Source organism: Emticicia sp. W12TSBA100-4 (genome assembly GCF_040253585.1).
Taxonomy (GTDB): domain Bacteria; phylum Bacteroidota; class Bacteroidia; order Cytophagales; family Spirosomataceae; genus Emticicia.
This window is the reverse complement of the sequence record NZ_JBELAU010000001.1, coordinates 162595-179770: the sequence shown is the minus strand read 5'-3', so window position 1 is coordinate 179770 and position 17176 is coordinate 162595. Positions and strand designations below refer to the sequence as shown.

At 37.9% G+C, this 17176-nt stretch carries 9 protein-coding genes and 1 pseudogene; 4 read left to right on the top strand and 6 right to left on the bottom strand.

Annotated elements, in window-relative coordinates; genetic code table 11:
- Positions 1-10: 10 nt before the first annotated feature.
- Positions 11-1345, top strand: coding sequence for a DUF4270 family protein (locus ABR854_RS00820; protein ID WP_350263446.1), 1335 nt, complete (start codon positions 11-13; stop codon positions 1343-1345).
- Positions 1346-1410: 65 nt separating this feature from the next.
- On the opposite strand, the gene aceA is transcribed toward ABR854_RS00820, so the two are convergent.
- Both aceA and aceB read right to left on the bottom strand, forming a co-directional pair.
- On the bottom strand, positions 1411-2694 hold the full coding sequence (gene aceA / locus ABR854_RS00815) for an isocitrate lyase (protein ID WP_350263445.1): 1284 nt from the start codon (positions 2692-2694) through the stop codon (positions 1411-1413).
- 131 nt (positions 2695-2825) lie between these two features.
- Positions 2826-4433, bottom strand: a complete 1608-nt coding sequence (aceB, locus tag ABR854_RS00810) for a malate synthase A (RefSeq protein WP_350263444.1) — start codon at positions 4431-4433, stop codon at positions 2826-2828.
- Positions 4434-4877: 444 nt separating this feature from the next.
- Here aceB and glmS point away from each other — a divergent pair, with 444 nt between their 5' ends.
- A complete protein-coding gene (glmS, locus tag ABR854_RS00805) occupies positions 4878-6716 on the top strand; it encodes a glutamine--fructose-6-phosphate transaminase (isomerizing) (RefSeq protein WP_350263443.1) in 1839 nt (612 codons plus the stop codon).
- Positions 6717-6767: 51 nt separating this feature from the next.
- Here glmS and ABR854_RS00800 read toward each other — a convergent pair whose 3' ends face one another.
- Both ABR854_RS00800 and fdhD read right to left on the bottom strand, forming a co-directional pair.
- Complete coding sequence (locus tag ABR854_RS00800; RefSeq protein WP_350263442.1) at positions 6768-9053, bottom strand: FdhF/YdeP family oxidoreductase; 2286 nt, start codon at positions 9051-9053, stop codon at positions 6768-6770.
- Between the two features lie 127 nt (positions 9054-9180).
- On the bottom strand, positions 9181-10020 hold the full coding sequence (fdhD, locus tag ABR854_RS00795; protein WP_350263441.1) for a formate dehydrogenase accessory sulfurtransferase FdhD: 840 nt from the start codon (positions 10018-10020) through the stop codon (positions 9181-9183).
- Positions 10021-10191: 171 nt separating this feature from the next.
- Here fdhD and ABR854_RS00790 point away from each other — a divergent pair.
- A pseudogene (locus ABR854_RS00790) lies at positions 10192-12284 on the top strand (prolyl oligopeptidase family serine peptidase).
- Between the two features lie 54 nt (positions 12285-12338).
- Here ABR854_RS00790 and ABR854_RS00785 read toward each other — a convergent pair.
- Both ABR854_RS00785 and ABR854_RS00780 read right to left on the bottom strand, forming a co-directional pair.
- Positions 12339-13283 (bottom strand): hypothetical protein, encoded by a 945-nt coding sequence (locus ABR854_RS00785; protein WP_350263440.1) that lies wholly within the window; start codon positions 13281-13283, stop codon positions 12339-12341.
- A 111-nt stretch (positions 13284-13394) separates the two neighbouring features.
- The gene (locus ABR854_RS00780; RefSeq protein WP_350263439.1) at positions 13395-15185 is read right to left on the bottom strand and encodes an ABC transporter ATP-binding protein; all 1791 of its coding nucleotides are present in this window, start codon (positions 15183-15185) and stop codon (positions 13395-13397) included.
- Between the two features lie 167 nt (positions 15186-15352).
- Here ABR854_RS00780 and ABR854_RS00775 point away from each other — a divergent pair, with 167 nt between their 5' ends.
- On the top strand, positions 15353-17110 hold the full coding sequence (locus tag ABR854_RS00775; protein WP_350263438.1) for a hypothetical protein: 1758 nt from the start codon (positions 15353-15355) through the stop codon (positions 17108-17110).
- Positions 17111-17176 lie beyond the last annotated feature (66 nt).

The following is a 17176-nucleotide window of genomic DNA, read 5'->3' as shown; positions in this document are numbered from 1 at the left end:
TCCTACTTCTATGCGGAATTTAGCGGTAATGCTACTTTCCGCATTATTTTTCTCATGTGAAGACCCCATCGGTATCGTTATTGATACGCCAAGCACTGGCGGCCAAATAACTACTATCTTTACTGATACGGTAAAAGTTTCAACCTCGACGGTTCTGTTTGACTCTACTTTTACTTCTGGCCAAGCTAATGCCGTTGTTGGACGATACAAAGATCCTGTTTTTGGAGAAGTTTCAGCCAAAACATTTGCACAGATTACACTACCACTCCTTAGCACGGATGCTTTTACTGCATTGAAGTTTCCAACTGCCGACTCTGGACTGACTGTTTATGATTCAATTTATGTATATGTGGCCTATAATGGTTTCTCTTACGGTGACTCAACGAAAACATATAGTCTGGCATTACACCGTCTAACTGAAAATTTTGTTAGTTCTAAAAGATATACAAAAGATGATGTTTTGGGGTATAATCCTACGCCTATGGCGAGTGGAACGTTTACTCATGCTCAAATGAAGCGTGCTAATTCGACGGTACAAGATAGTCTTTTGAAATTCAAATTACCGAATACTTTGGGTAAAGAATTGTATGATTTGGTAAATACTGATACAGGTTCTACAATTGATAAATTTACGGCAGCCGTAAAAGGAATAGCATTTTTAGCAGATAACAATGCTGAGAATGCTTATGGATTGGCCATTTCTGGAAGTTACATTCAATTATATTATCACACAACCAACTCTACTGATAGAAAAAGTATTCCTTTAACGTTTTATTCTCAACGTTTTAGTCAAATTACGGGTAATAGAAATGGTACTGTTTTACAAAATTTGAAAACTTTACAACCAATTGCCTCAAGTGCCACTAATAATCGTACTTATTTGCAGACAGGTATTGGTATTTCGCCGAAATTAACGTTTCCAACGCTGGAGACACTACAGAAAAACACAAATATTACAATCAATAAAGCAGAGTTAGTTTTCGAGCCAGATTTAGATCAAATTTCGGGTAATTATAAAGTACCGTCTCAAGTAGCTTTGGTTCAGCTCGATGCTACGAATCGCATTAAAAAGACTACTGGTAATTTAATCGACTTTATTGGATTTGATGGACTTTCAGGAACCCAATATGTGGCAACTTATAATACATCGACAAATAATTATAGTTTCAATTTTACTTCATTCCTGCAAGATTTAGTCGCCAAAAAGAAGACAACAGAAGGCATTGCCTTAGTACCAAGTTTATTAAATACAACCACTTCTACCATTTCGGTTTATAATAGTAATGTATCAAGGATGGTAATCAAAAATGTAAAACTTAATATTTATTATTCTACGAAGAAATAAGTATCAAACTATAAAAAAGCCCCAGTTTGAAAGCCTCAAACTGGGGCTTTTGTTTTTAAACTATCTCAATGGAATTGCTCTGTTTCGGTCGAATTTGCCATTGCTGTTGTTGAAGAAACTCCTGCCATAACCGTATTCTGCACTGCATCAAAATAGCCAGTTCCAACAAAACTTTGGTGCTTAATTGCCTTAAAACCTTTATTCTGCAAAGCAAATTCACGTTGTTGTAGCTCCGAAAAACCTGCCATTCCACGCTCAACGTAAGCACTTGAAAGTTCAAACATAGCTGTATTGAGTGCATGAAAACCAGCTAAAGTAATAAACTGGAATTTATATCCCATTTCGGCTAATTGCTCACGGAAAGTAAGCATTTGTTTTTCATCCATATACTTGGCCCAATTAAACGATGGCGAACAATTATATGCCAACATTTGCTCAGGATATTTTTGATGAATACCTTGAGCAAACTCACGAGCCATCCCTAAGTCTGGATTTCCTGTTTCCATCCAAATCAAATCGGCATAAGGAGCATAACTTAAACCTCGGTCAATGCCCTGCTCTAAGCCATTCTTTACATAGAAAAATCCTTCAGCTGTGCGTTCGGCTGATTTTATGAATCTTCGATCACGCTCATCAATGTCTGAAGTGATCAAATTAGCTGCTTCAGCATCAGTTCGAGCAATAACGAGTGTTGAAGTACCCATCACGTCGGCAGCCAAACGAGCAGCAATTAATTTATTGATGGCTTCTTGAGTTGGCACTAAAACCTTTCCTCCTAAGTGACCACATTTTTTTGCTGATGAAAGTTGGTCTTCAAAATGCACACCCGATGCACCCGCTTCAATCATCATTTTCATTAATTCAAACGCATTTAAGTTTCCACCAAAACCAGCTTCGGCATCAGCAACGATTGGCACTAACCAATGTGTATCTCCTTCGCCACTAACTGACTGAATTTGGTCAGCACGGAGCAATGAATTGTTTATTCTACGCACCACATTCGGCACAGAATCGGCAGGATAGAGACTTTGATCTGGATACATTTGTCCTGATAAATTGGCATCCGCCGCCACTTGCCAGCCCGATAAATAAATGGCTTTCATTCCTGCTTGTACCTCTTGAATCGCTTGATTTCCTGTCAATGCACCTAAACCAGCCACCCATTCGTCTTGGTGCAATAAATTCCATAAACGTTCTGCACCCAATTTCGCAATAGTATGCTCAATCGGAAACGAACCTGATAATTTTACAACCTCTTCGGCAGTGTATGGGCGTTCGATTCCATTCCAGCGAGGATTTGTAGCCCAATCAGCTACTAAAGCATTGATTCTTTGTTGTTTCGTAGTCATTTTTTTAATGTTTATTTGTTGATGAAAATGTTTCATAGGCACTAAGGCACAGAGAGACAAAGGCACAGAGATTAAAAGGAGACCTTCGCATAGCTTCGAGTGTTTAGTATTTTTAGCACCTTGCTCCTTTCCTACTCTAATTCTTTATAAGCACCCAGAGTTAAAAAATCACTAAATTGGCGTTTCATTACGAGCGTATTGAATAGTTCGGCAGCTTTTTTATATTGTCCTTCTGGAATTTGATCTTTTTCGGCCATTTTCTTGATTTTTTCTACTTCTTCTACCAAAATTTGATGATAATAATTAGGCTCGATGACTTCTCCTTCTTGGGTTTTAACTCGGTGTTTGAGCCATTGCCAAATTTGAGCTCTCGAAATTTCAGCAGTTGCAGCATCTTCCATTAAATTATGAATCGCTGCTGCTCCTATGCCACGCAACCAAGATTCTATGTAGAGAATACCAACGTTGATATTGGTTCGTAAACCATGCTCAGTGATTGTTGCATTATCAATTCTTACATCCAATAAATCGTGAGCCGTTATATTCACATCCTCTCGCATTACTTCTTTTTGATGTGGTTTTACGCCTAAATGCTTCTCAAAAGCAGTTTTTGCGACTGGAACTAAATCGGGATGAGCCACCCAAGTTCCGTCGAAGCCATTATTTACCTCCAATTCTTTATCGGCTGTTACTCGCTCAAAAGCCATTGAATTGATTTTTTCATCTCTTCGATTGGGAATAAAAGCAGCCATTCCTCCTATAGCATGAGCGGCACGACGGTGACAAGTCTTAACCAAAAGTTGAGTATATGCACGCATAAATGGTACTCTCATTGTCACATCGGCACGATCAGGTAAGATAAAATCGGAATGATTTCTGAATTTTTTAATGACACTGAAAATATAATCCCAACGGCCAGCGTTCAAACCCGCCAAATGTCGGCGAAGTTCATAGATTATTTCGTCCATCTCGAAAGCGGCCAGAATTGTTTCAATCAAGACAGTAGCTTTGATTGTTCCAACTGGAATTTCGAGCGATTCTTGAGCGGCCACAAAAATATCATCCCACAAACGAGCCTCCAGATGATTTTCGAGTTTCGGTAGATAGAAATATGGGCCACTTCCCCTACTAATCAATTCTTTTGCATTATGAAAAAAATATAGACCAAAGTCGAAAATAGATGCAGAAATTGGTTCGCCATTGATTTCCAAATGCTTTTCGATCAAATGCCAACCTCTTGGACGAACTTTCAGAACGGCAACTTTATCTTTTAAAGCATACTTTTTCCCATTTTCGGCTTCAAAATCAATTTCTCGACGAATGGCCGCACGTAGATTCAATTGTCCTTCGATGCAATTATCCCATGTTGGCGAGTTTGCATCCTCAAAATCTGCCATGAAAACTTTTGCTCCCGAATTCAGAGCATTGATAATCATGCGGCGGTCAACAGGGCCGGTTATTTCAACTCTTCGATTTTGTAAATCGGCAGGGATCGCATTTACCTGCCAGTCAGACTCACGAATGTGTTTTGTGGCATTCAAGAAAGTTGGCATTTCGCCAGCATCAATTCGGTGCTGACGTTCTTGGCGTTCTCTCAATAAATCTTCACGCCTCCAATTAAAACGTTGATGAAGATTCACTACAAAATCAATAGCTTCAGGGGTAAGAATTTGCTCGTACTGTGGCTTAATTTCTCCAAGCAAAACATAATCAAGTTCGGTGTCTGTGTTGGCTTGCATATCATTAAAAAGGTTAATTGTTGATGAAGTGTTTGATGATTCAAAACTACAAAAGCGAATATTAATAAACAAGCGAATATTCGCTATTAATTAATATTCGCTAAATATTCATTAATTAGTTATATAAATTCTGTTTTTAATAACATAAAACTATTTCATTTTAACATATATAGCTATTTTATTGAAAAAATAAATTTTCATTTAATGCCAATTCTTAAATTTTTATAAGAAAAAACAGAATTAACTGAAATAATTTTTGAAGTCTAATCTCAAAAAAAGATTGTCTATATGACCTTATTTTTATGTTATGTTTTTTATATACATTTGAACAAGTATCTAAAAAATAACACTTTTTGAGATTTTACTTAGATTAAATATTGCTTTTTCTATAAATCTCACAAGCGTTTAAGTTTTAACAAAAAATAACCAATAATCGAATAAAACATGTGTGGAATTGTAGCTTATGTGGGTAATCGTGAAGCCGCCCCGCTCATTATCAAAGGTCTCAAAAGATTAGAATATCGTGGGTATGACAGTGCAGGTATTGCTCTTTTGAATGGTCATGGATTAAAAGTTTACAAGAAAAAAGGCAAAGTTTCGGAACTCGAAAATGAGATAAAAGATAAAGAATTACTTGCTAAAATAGGAATCGGCCACACTCGTTGGGCTACGCATGGTGAACCAAATGATGTCAATGCACACCCGCATTATTCAAATAGTGGACGTTTTGCAATTATCCATAATGGAATTATAGAAAACTATGCTTCTATTAAACAAAGCCTTTTAAATAAAGGATATACTTTCCAGAGCCAAACTGATACGGAAGTTTTGGTAAACTTTGTGGAAGACATTCAGAAAAATAAAAACTGTTCGCTCGAAGAAGCTGTCAGAATCGCCTTGCATGAAGTTGTTGGAGCTTATGCCATTGTGATTATGGATGCTGAAAACCCTACTCAATTAATTGCGGCTCGTAAAGGTAGTCCGTTGGTAATTGGTGTGGGCGACGATGAATATTTTTTCGCATCAGATGCTACTCCAATCATTGAATACACCAAAGAGGTAATCTATTTAGATGATTATGAGATAGCAATCGTAAAAGATAATGAGCTGACTGTCAAGAATTTATCGAACGAAGAAATTGACCCTTATATTCAAACAGTTGAGTTAGAACTCGAAGCTATTGAAAAAGGTGGCTATGAGCATTTCATGCTAAAAGAGATTTTTGAACAACCTCGTTCGATTGCTGATTCAATGCGTGGACGTATCAATCCAGAAGATGCAACCCTACTTTTAGGTGGATTGGGGAGTTATCTCGATAAAATTGCTAAAACAAAACGCATTGTAATTGTAGCTTGTGGAACGTCGTGGCACGCTGGCTTGGTTGGAGAATATTTATTGGAAGAATTGGCTCGAATCAATGTTGAAGTTGAATATGCTTCAGAATTCCGTTACAGAAATCCCATCATCAAAGAAGGTGATATTGTAATTGCGATTTCACAATCTGGTGAAACAGCAGATACAATGGCAGCATTAGAACTGGCAAAATCGAAAGGTGCAATTATTTTGGGCGTTTGTAACGTAGTAGGTTCGTCAATTGCACGCATTACTCATGCTGGCGTTTATACTCATGCTGGCCCTGAAATTGGGGTGGCAAGTACGAAGGCATTTACGGCACAAGTAACGGTTCTTTCATTAATCGCTATTGCAGTTGCTCAGAAAAAAGGCACAATAAATAATGAATTATACCGTGAATTAATTTTTGGTTTAGATGCAATTCCTACAAAAGTTGAGAAGATTTTGAAAAATGCTGATAAAGTAAAAGATATTGCCAAACTCTTCACTTTTGCTTCTAACTTTATATTCTTAGGTCGTGGTTTGAATTTCCCAGTTGCGTTGGAAGGTGCATTGAAATTAAAAGAGATTTCATATATACACGCCGAAGGTTATCCTGCTGCAGAAATGAAACACGGACCAATTGCTTTGATTGATGAAGATATGCCTGTGGTATTTATTGCAATCAAAGATAGTTCTTATGAGAAAATTGTATCGAATATTCAAGAAGTAAAGGCTCGTAAAGGTAGAGTGATTGCGATTGTAACGGAAGGAGATACACAAATTCCGAACATGGTTGATTTTACGATTGAAGTTCCTCGTACAAATGAGTTACTTTCGCCGTTATTGACTTCAATTCCTCTACAATTGATTTCATATTACATTGCCGTAATGCGTGGCAGAAACGTTGACCAACCTCGTAATTTGGCCAAATCGGTTACTGTCGAATAAAATATTTGAACGCAGATATTTATGATTTTTATGATAAATATCTGCGTTTGTTCAAGAAATTGCTTTTATTGTGATCACCACCGATTTTGAAGTTGGGGTTTTACTAATGTCGGCAAAGCTATCAATCGGCACTAAAACATTGGCTTCTGGGAAGTAGGTGGCTACACATTTTCTTGGAATATTATATGGTACTACTATAAATTTTTCAGCTACTCGCTCTACTCCACCATGATTATTATGAAGGTTTACTACTTGGTATTTTTCTAATTTTGCTTCTACCATATCGGCTTCATTCATCATTACGATTCTTCGTTCATTGTAGATTCCTCGGTAGCGGTCATCTAAGCCATAAATGGTTGTGTTAAACTGGTCGTGACTACGAATCGTCATCATAAGATACTCATTATCAATCAATTGAATCGTTTCCAGTTCATTGATTGAAAACTTCGCTTTTGCTGAATCAGTACCAAATTTTCTTTCACGAGGAAGGTTTGGCAAATAAAAACCACCATCTTGACGTACTCTTTGATTGTATTTTTCAAAGCCTGAGATTGTCTTTTCAATCAAATCTCTGATATTATCGTAATCCGCTACGAGTTTATCCCACTCAAGATTTGTGTTTTTTAAAGTCGCTTTTGCGATTCCTGCAACAATGGCTGGTTCTGATAATAAATGTTCTGAAATTGGTTTTAAAACTCCTGTACTACTATGCACAACTCCCATCGAATCTTCAACAGTCACGAATTGCTCACCACCTGCTTGTAAATCAAGGTCAGTACGACCCAAAGTTGGTAAAATCAAGGCAGTTTTTCCATGAATTAAATGACTTCGATTAAGTTTTGTTGAAATATGAACAGTTAAATCGCAATTCTGTAAGGCCTTTGCCGTAAATTCGGTATCGGGTGTGGCTGAAAGGAAATTTCCCCCCATCCCAATAAAAACTTTTGCTTTTTTATCTGACATTGCCTTGATTGCTTCCACCGTATCGAAACCATGTTTGCGTGGAGGTTCAAAACCAAAGACCTTTTGTAGATTATCGAGTAAAACTTTTGGTGGTTTTTCATAAATTCCCATCGTGCGATCACCTTGAACGTTTGAATGTCCACGTACAGGGCAAGTACCTCCACCTTCAATTCCGATGCTTCCTTTAAGTAATAAAATATTCACAACTTCTCGAATCGTAACGACCGAATTTTTGTGCTGCGTAAGTCCCATTGCCCAGCAAACAATGATTTTTTTATGGTCAATGAGCAGTTGTGTGGCAGCCCTAATATCTTCTAAACTAATTCCGCAAGCTTCTGAAAGTTGTTCTAAATTTTCATTTTCAAGGCTTTTTACATAATTCTCGTAGTTTTCGGTTTGGTTAATAATGAAGTCTTTATCAAAAACATTTCCTAATTTTCGTTCAGCTTCAAGTAAAAGTTTATTTATAGCTTTAAGCAGAGCTAAATCGCCATTGATTCTGATTTGCAGGTAAATATCTGTCAGTTTTTCGCCACCAAAAAACACATCACGCATTTCTTGTGGATGTTTGAATTTTAGTAAACCTGCTTCAATTAGTGGATTGACTGAGATGATTTTTGCTCCTGCACGTTTGGCTTTTTCGAGAGCAGAAAGCATACGAGGGTGATTTGTGCCTGGGTTTTGTCCAAGAATCATAATCACTTCTGCTTTCTCGAAATCATCTAATCTTACCGAACCTTTACCCAAACCCAAAGTTTCACTCAAAGCCGAACCACTTGATTCGTGGCACATATTTGAGCAATCGGGCATATTATTTGTGCCATACATTCGGATAAAAAGCTGGTATAAAAAGGCTGCTTCATTGCTCGTTCGTCCCGAAGTATAGAAAATGGCTTCATCCGGCGAAGGCAAGCTATTTAACTGACTACCAATGAGTTTGAAGGATTCTTCCCAAGAAATTTTCTCGTAATGTGTTTGACCTTCCCGCAAAACCAAAGGATGCGTCAAACGCCCTTGCTGACCAAGCCAATAATCTGATTTTTGAGAAAGTTCAGCAACCGAATATTTTTGAAAAAAAACTGGAGTTACTTTTCGAGTAGTTGCTTCTTCGGCAATGGCTTTTGCACCGTTTTCGCAATATTCGGCTATTTTAGAGCGTTCGCCGTCAGGATCAGGCCATGCACAACTTGGACAATCAACTCCACCTTTTTGATTGAGATTCAATAAAGATTTTAAACCTCGTCTGGCGGGCATTACCCCAAAAACATGCTTCATTGATGAAAATACTGCTGTAAAACCAGCAGCTTCGGTAGCAGGTTTTGTTGTTTCGAGTCCTGTAAAATCGGTGGGTGGTTGAGGGTTTATTTTCGACATAATATTTTGCGTTTTTCAAACATAATGAAAAAATCTACTTCTATGGTAGTTCATTTAATAAATTCAATGGCTAAAGGAACAAAGGACATTTTTTTAGTGAAACGGGATAAATTCCGTTATGATAAAATTATTCAATTCGGTTGTCATGAGAATAAACATTAAATCCATCATTTCTCAAAAATCCAATCAGTGTAATACCAAAATCTCGTGCCGTTTCGATGGCTAAACTTGATGGTGCACCTACACAAGCAACAATCGGAATGTGTGCTGAGGCAGCTTTTTGTATAATTTCAAAACTCGCTCGACTACTCATAGCTAAAATACTATCCTTCAAGGGTAAAAGATTAGCTTGAAATGCTGAACCAATGACTTTATCAAGTGCATTATGACGACCAATATCTTCTCTGAGAATACCTAATTTAGCATTTGATAGACTGACTAATAATGCCGCATGAAGTCCGCCTGTGTGCTTGAAAAATACTTGTTTTTCTTTTAGAATGTTTAGTAATGACTGAATGTAGGTAGCTGGTACTTTAAGGTCATCGTTTGTCAGTATTTTGCAATATTGCTGGATACTCTCAATAGATGCTTTGCCACAAACTCCACAGCTTGAAGTTGCATAAAAATTCCGTTCAACTTTACTTAAATCTACTTCAATACTTGGCTTTAACTCAACCCTTACGATGTTCTCTTGTGCTTGTCGGCCCGCATCTACACAATATCGAATACTCAATATATCATCTAACTTAGCAACTATTCCTTCAGTAAACAAAAAACCTAAAGCCAGTTCAAAATCATGTCCCGTTGGAGTTCGCATCGTTACAGAAATGCTTTTTTGCTGCCTATCTTCTGCACTTCCAAAACCCAAACGCATCTCCAGCGGCTCTTCGATAACCACCAAATCAGGTATTTTTCCCACACTTTTCGCCCCAATTTTCTTTATTTCAAAAGATTTTATTCCGTACATTTGTTTGTAGGTTTTATTGATTCGACCAAATTAGTAAAACTTCTTTGATTGATAGTTGTTTGTTCATTAAAATGCCAATACTCTATCTTTGACAAGTTAGAAACTTGTCTTACAATTTATTCATCAATAACAAATACGGTCAGGCGTGCCGTCGGACCAACCTAAAAAACTATGAAAAAAATTCTTATTTCTCTCTTGTTCCCCAGTTTAGCAATGGCTCAGTACAATTATCCAGTAACAAAGAAAATCGACCACACCGACACTTATCATGGCACGACCGTTGCCGACCCGTACCGTTGGCTCGAAGATGACCGTTCGGCCGAAACTGCCGAATGGGTGAAACAACAAAATACCGTTACAACCAAATATTTCGAGCAGATTCCGTATCGTGGCGATATAATGAAAAGGTTGGAGAAAATCTACAACTACCCAAAATATTCGTCACCTTCACGCAAAGGTGAATGGTTCTATTTTTATAAAAACGATGGTCTTCAAAATCAGTCGGTACTTTATCGCCAAAAAGGCTTAGATAGAACTCCAGAATTAGTAATTGACCCAAACAAACTTTCAACCGACGGCACTACTCGTTTGGTTCAATTTGTGCTGTCGAAAGATGGGAAATACGGTGCAATGGCTTTATCGAAAGGTGGTTCTGACTGGCAAGATATTGTAATCATGGATATGGCCACAAAGCAAAATCTCAGCGAAAAGCTCGAATGGGTGAAAGTTTCGGGAATTTCGTGGCAAGGAAATGGCTTTTATTACAGCCGTTATCCGAAACCCGAAGGTAGTGCGTTAGCGGCGAAAAACGAAAATCATCAAGTATTTTTTCATAAAGTTGGAACAAGCCAAGATGCCGACGAATTGGTCTTTGAAGACAAAGCAAATCCACAACGATTCAATGGCGTTTATACGAGCGAAGACCAAAAATTTGCATTCTTGAGCATCAGCGACCGTGGCAAAGGAAAAGATGGAAACGCACTTTATTTTAGAGCAGCAGGCGAAAAGGAATTTAAGCCGATTGTTTCAGAAATTACGAATTTTAGTTTTGGAGTAATTGATAATGTTGGACAGTCTTTTTTAATTCAAACCAACAAAGATGCACCCAATGAAAAAGTCGAAAAATATGACATCGCAACGGGGAAATGGAGTACAGTTTTACCCGAAAAACCAGAACCATTACAAGGCGTAGGAACAGCGGGCGGAAAAATGTTTGCTACTTATTTGAAAGATGTGACAACTCGTGCGTATGTATATGATTTGAACGGAAAGCTCGAAAATGAGGTGCAATTACCATCTCTCGGTTCGGCAGGTGGCTTTGGTGGCGAAGCTGATGATAAATTTGTGTTTTATACATTCAGCACTTTCAACTACCCTCCTACTATTTTCAGATACGATATTGCTACAAAGAAAAGCACAGTATTCCGCTCACCAGAAGTCGATTTTAAAGCAACTGATTTTGAAACAAAACAAGTTTTTTATACGAGTAAAGATGGCACAAAAATTCCGATGTTTATTGTCTATAAAAAAGGCTTAAAACTCAACGGACAAAATCCAACTTTACTTTATGGATATGGTGGTTTTAATATAAATTTGAATCCAAGTTTTAGTCCAACTTTGATTCCATTTTTAGAACAAGGTGGTGTTTATGCTTCAGCAAACTTGCGTGGTGGTGCGAATATGGAGAAAAATGGCACGAGCAAGGTATGAAACTCAAAAAACAGAACGTTTTTGATGATTTTATTGCGGCAGGAGAATATTTGATTGCCCAAAAATATTGCAATAATGCTCATTTGGCGATTCGTGGTGGCTCAAATGGTGGGCTTTTGGTTGGAGCAGTGATGAATCAACGCCCAGATTTAGCTAAAGTGGCCATTCCGCAAGTGGGTGTGATGGATATGCTACGTTTCCAGAAATTTACAATTGGTTGGAATTGGATTGCCGATTATGGTTCGTCAGATAATGCCGAAGAATTTAAAACTTTGTACGGTTATTCTCCGATTCATAATATAAAATCGGGCATTAATTATCCTGCAACGCTTATTACAACGGCCGACCACGATGACAGAGTTGTGCCTGCACACTCATTCAAATATGCAGCTACTTTGCAAGAACTCGGTGCAGCAAGCGGCAAAAATCCTTTATTGATAAAAATTGATACAAACTCTGGTCACGGAGCGAGTAATACCAAGAAAAACCTCGAATCGACTGCTGATATTTATGCCTTTATTTGGTGGAATATGGGTTTTGTTCCGAAGTTTTGATATTAAAATCTGTGCGAAGCTGATTGAGTTTCGCACAGATTTTTCTAAAATATATCAAACCTGCTCGACCAGTTTTCTAAAATCGCTTTCTGTGGCTTGATATAAAAGCTGTTGAATATTTTTTTCAGCCAACACCCTTTCTTTCAATAAGGTTATTGAGTTAAAAAGCGATAATGTAGAATTATAGGCCTCCAAAATTCGCTCTCTTATTTCCATATCTACGAAAATATTATCGAAGAAATAATCAGCAAATTCCCAAGAGGTGTTAAACTTTATTTCGGCGGGAAACAAATCAGGTTTAAGGTCTTTGAGTTCTCTTCTGAGCTTATCAAGAGCATAATTTATTTCAATAATTCCCAACTTAGCTTTGTGCATTTTTTGACGCTTCAGATAAGTAGCCATTGTTCCACCACCGACCATATCCCAAGTAGCATAACCTTTTGCATCTTTTAAATCATCAATTACTTTCGGAATCACGCTTAACACCTTTTCAGCCGCCAAAATCGCCTCTTGAATCTCTTTTATATAAGCATCTATTTTTACTAATTCATCTTGTTTGCTAAAAATATCTAACAATTTCGGATGATTATTTTCTTTTAATAACGTTACTTTTTCTTGAATAAGACCTTCGTATTGAACCTTAATCGTTTCAAAATCAAGCAGTTGTGCTTCGTAAGACTTTATTTCAAGTGAAAGGCTATCAAATTTATTTTGTTGACTTTCAAATTGTATTTTCGCTTGATAATACTCGACTTGCTCACGCTCCAGTTCAGTAAATTTCTTATTCAATAAATCGTACCAAATAGATTTTAAAGTGAGTGTTTCGAGGTCTTTTACATCCTGAAACTCTTCGTGCATTCTGCGTTTTGTGGCTTCAAGTTTATGCTGCTCGCTTGTTTGAATTCGCCTTGCTTCTTGTAGTTTCTGAGCAATCTGTTTCCTATTTTCAAGTTTCTGACTAATGTTTAATAATTCGACATTGAGTGAATCTGGTATCATGTTTTTCGGTTTAATTAGTCAGCAAATCTTGAATAAAAAACCGATTTACTGAAACTGATTTAAGCCAAAAGACTTTTTTCGATGATATTGGGACAAAAAGGGGGATGAATCTTACTTTACATTCCCACCTTCCACTTCCTGATGTTTCCAAAGTTCTTGAAAAATTTGATTTGTAGTTTTCAAAGCCTCAAAAGTACCTTCGGCCACAATTTTTCCTTGACTCAATACATAGACATAATCGAAGTATCGCAATAAATGCAGGCGGTGAAGCGAAGAAATAACCGCTTTTTCGGCAAATGTTTCAAACAACTGTTCATAAATCAGTGCCTCGGTTTTAGGGTCAACGCTGCTGGTTGGTTCATCCATCAGCACCACTTCACTGGTTTGAGCGGCCAAGATTCCACGAGCCAAAGCCAAACGCTGTTTTTGTCCACCTGAAAGATTCACACCCTTTTCTTGAATGCTTGATTCTAAACCATTTGGTAAATTTTTGGCAGTATCTGCAAAATAGGCTTCTTCACAAACTTTCCAAACATCGGTTTCTTCAAATGGCAGACCAAGTGTAATATTATAGCGAATCGAATTTTCAAAAATCTCTGGTTCTTGCGGAAAAAGCGTCACGGTTTCATTGAGTGTAGCCATCTGATACGATTTTCCATCTACCTCAAATTTCAAATTTGCTTCCGATTCATAAAGCCCTCGTAATAAGGCGAGTAGCGTACTTTTTCCACTACCACTTTCACCGATAAAAGCAATCTTTTTCCCTCGCTCAATTTTTATCGAAATATCGTGTAAGCTTTGCGGGGAGTGGCCTTCATCATACAAATCTCGGTGCGAGAAACTCAGATTTTCAATCTTGATTTGCTTCCAATTCTCAGGTAAAGTTTCAGCAGTTTCAGGTCGATGATTATTGGCATAATCTTCATTGATTGAGCGAGCCGTTTGTACATCGGTATTGTACTGCACAATTTCGGTATATTGCCAAGCCACATCATGAAAAACACTCGTAAACTGATTCACAAAACCCAAAAGTGTCACCAAACCACCCACATAAAAAACCTTATTTGGCTCATAGTTTTGATACACATAACCGAGCGTAATGACCACGTACGTTAGTCCCACCAACATTTCGGCCGTAAACCATTTCCATTCGTTTATTGCCACATTTTTGCGAAATGGCGGAAACAAATCTTTCACTTTTGCCATCAAACCCGACTCCATGCTTTTTTCCAAACGCAGCGTAATAACCGTAATGATATTAGAAAGACTATCGAAAAGTGTTGAAGAAATCGTATGCTCTTTTTCGTTTACTTCGTCGAGGGTTTTGATGAAAGGTTTATCGAACTTAAAAATTACCCAAACCGTAAAAATACCAATCAAAATGCCGATTCCGCCAAAAAGTGGCGAAAAATAGAGCATTGCTCCAAACGAAAACACGAATTTCGAGAGTGCATGCAGAAACATAAACCCATTTTGAAAGAAATTTTTAAGTGCTTCATAAGCCTTGCGGATTCGGTTGATAGTTGAGCCACTGTGGTGGTCTTGGTGCCATTTTACGGGTAAATGAAGTGCTTGATGATACATTTCTTGCAAGAAATTTCGGCTCAAATTAAACGCTAACTGCCGCTCCATGATTCGAGCTGGCCCATGAAAAGCCCACTCCAAAAGCTTTAAGCCAAGATACCCTACGGCATACCAAATCGTGTATTTGATTGTGTGCTGAAAATCATGCTGAATTTTATCAATAAACCACCCAAATAGAATCGGATTCAATGAAAACACCACATTAGCAACCGCAAACATCGCATAAATCAACAAATACCTTTTGCGTTCGTGCTTGGCGTATTTCCATGCGGTTTGTAATAGAGATATGTATGGATTTTTTGAGTGCTGAGCTGCCATAGCTTTTCGTGGTCTGATTTCTGTATTTTGGTATTTTCGGCTCAATTTACTGCAAATTCGCCTGCACAAAAAGCATTAGTTTTAAAAAGTACCATTTTTGAGCATCAAATCATTTGAAAGCCCACGCACTTGCTTATACTTTTACAGCCTAAAATTTAACCCTAAGTATGTCAAACATTACTCGACAAACATTTCTTAAACAATGCCTCGGAATTGGCTCTATGCTTACGTTCTCGCCTTATTTTTCTTGGGCAGAAGACTCCGATACTTTCTTACAAAATGTTGTAAAGGCCAATAATCAGGAAGTTGAAAAACTGCTAAAAACCTTTGAAGTTGAAATCACTGAAATTCGTCGTCGATTAGGTTTCGACTTTGCCAATCTTTCGGCAGCAATGGCAGAGCCAACTTCACGCTATTACCAAAAGGCCGAGTTGATACCTGCCATGACTCGCATTTTGAAGTTTCTGATTAAATATCAGAAAGTGGATGGAACGCTCGACCTCGGTAATTTGGCTTCGCCACCCGACACGGCCTTTATCTTAGAACCTCTTTGTGTAGCCGATAGTATTCTCCGAAAATTATCAATTCCTGCGTTGAACAACGTAAAGGACTTATTGAAAGACTTTATTTTGGAAGCAGGTGAAGCCATGCGAACAGGTGGCGTGCATACACCTAACCACCGTTGGGTAATTTCGGCAGCTTTGGCTCGTATCAATGATTTGTATCCCGATAAAAAATATGTGAGAAGAATAGACGAATGGCTTTCGGAATATATTTTTATTGATGCCGATGGCCATTACCTCGAACGAAGCATGATTTATGGAGAAGTGACTGATAATTGCCTAATTACAATGGCACGATTGCTAAAACGCCCAAAATTATATGAGTATGTACGAAAAAACCTCCGAATGAGTTATTATTACATGGAGCCAAATGGTGAGATGGTCACGAATGATTCGAGACGTCAAGACCAATTTATTGGCATGAATGCTCTTCCTTTTTACTTAGATTATCGCCACATGGCCATTCATGATAATGATGCAGAATTTGCAGCTATCAGTAAGCAAATTGAGCAAATGAAGGGTTTTGAAGAGAAAAACATGCCCGATTTATTGGCGTTCTTGACCGATGATGCAGATTTACGTATGCCTTTGCCAAAGCCTGCTGAGCTAAACACCAATTTTGAGCAGTTTTTCAAGACAACCAGTTTAGCTCGAATTCGCCGAAAAGACACGACCATGACAATTTTTGGGGGAACGGATAAACCGACCATTATTGCATCGGGTCGCTCGACGAGTCCAAACTTCTTTAGTTTCCGTAAAGGTGAGGCCATTCTGAAATACATGCGTTTCTCGACCGACTTTTTTAGTACGGGTTATTTCAGAAGTGATGGTTTGAAGAAAGACGGGAATCGCTATATTCTTAGTCAAAAAATCGAAGCTCCTTATTATCAACCACTTACAGATGAATTTAAGCGTGCTGACGGTAATTATCAACATTCGCCGAGTACAGATGGTAGATTTTGGAATAAAATGGACTTCGAGAATCGCCCGAAAAGTAATGTCAAGAATATAGAAACCATCATAAGTGTTGAAGAAAAAAATGGCGGTGCTGAACTGAATTTTGCGGTAAAAGGTGCCGATGGCGTAAAAGTAACCATTGAGTTTTGCTTCAAAGAAGGAGGCGAATTTGTTGGCTTAAAAAAACTTGATGATGCCGATAATTATACCCTCGAAAGTGGCACGGGTGAATATAAATTCGGGAAAGATAGCATCAAATTTGGCGAAGGAATTTTCAAACACTCGAAACTTCGTGGCCTTGAAGGAGAAATGTACACCTCACATTTTGGAAGCCTCCGCACCGAAGGCATGCACGTTTTCCTGACAGGTATTGTACCTTTTCAGCATAAGATAACATTATCATAATTATAATGTCATCTGAGCAACAAAATTCATTGCCGTCAGTTTCAACTGACGGATACTGAGATGAAT

Bases quoted from the DNA above. Each gene is read 5' to 3' on its own strand.
- aceB (WP_350263444.1), bottom strand. From the start codon at position 4,433: ATGCAAGCCAACACAGACACCGAACTTGATTATGTTTTGCTTGGAGAA.
- ABR854_RS00800 (WP_350263442.1), bottom strand. From the start codon at position 9,053: ATGTCGAAAATAAACCCTCAACCACCCACCGATTTTACAGGACTCGAA.
- ABR854_RS00820 (WP_350263446.1), top strand. From the start codon at position 11: ATGCGGAATTTAGCGGTAATGCTACTTTCCGCATTATTTTTCTCATGT.
- ABR854_RS00785 (WP_350263440.1), bottom strand. From the start codon at position 13,283: ATGATACCAGATTCACTCAATGTCGAATTATTAAACATTAGTCAGAAA.
- ABR854_RS00780 (WP_350263439.1), bottom strand. From the start codon at position 15,185: ATGGCAGCTCAGCACTCAAAAAATCCATACATATCTCTATTACAAACC.
- aceA (WP_350263445.1), bottom strand. From the start codon at position 2,694: ATGACTACGAAACAACAAAGAATCAATGCTTTAGTAGCTGATTGGGCT.
- glmS (WP_350263443.1), top strand. From the start codon at position 4,878: ATGTGTGGAATTGTAGCTTATGTGGGTAATCGTGAAGCCGCCCCGCTC.
- ABR854_RS00775 (WP_350263438.1), top strand. From the start codon at position 15,353: ATGTCAAACATTACTCGACAAACATTTCTTAAACAATGCCTCGGAATT.
- fdhD (WP_350263441.1), bottom strand. From the start codon at position 10,020: ATGTACGGAATAAAATCTTTTGAAATAAAGAAAATTGGGGCGAAAAGT.